Consider the following 436-nt stretch of genomic DNA (forward strand, 5'->3'; position numbering starts at 1 on the left):
AGATGTGTATAAGAGACAGCCATCACGGTGCACACCGTCCATGCAAATCGCGACACCGCACTGCCGGACCTGGCGCGGCTGCTGCGGAGCCTGCCCATGACGGCGCACCGCTGCGCTTCACCGGATCGCACCGCCGCAGCCCTGAATGAGTTGGCCTCCTTCGGAACATATTTCACGCTTTCGGCCGCCGGCGCGGCGGACTGGCGGCCGGTGGCCGAGCTTTACACCGACCCAGAGCTGCTGTCCGGCCTGATCACCCGGGTGCAAGAACGCATCGGGGCGCCGGAATTTCGGGTGGCAGCGTCCACCTTCTACCTCGGCTACGCCGCCCGGTTGTGGTCCATCGGACTGGGCGCCGCGGCCGAACACGCGCTGCTGATCGACCTTGATCCCGGCCGACTGCGTTACGCCGAATGCGCCGGCACCATCGAACTGC

General features: G+C 66.7%; 1 pseudogene. It reads left to right on the plus strand.

The window, feature by feature from the left end:
- Nucleotides 1-96: 96 nt before the first annotated feature.
- Nucleotides 97-436: pseudogene (locus tag LI92_RS21505) on the plus strand (ATP-binding cassette domain-containing protein); the annotation flags it as partial.

The organism is Mycobacterium sp. UM_Kg1 (assembly GCF_000972925.1).
Classification (GTDB): domain Bacteria; phylum Actinomycetota; class Actinomycetes; order Mycobacteriales; family Mycobacteriaceae; genus Mycobacterium; species Mycobacterium hiberniae.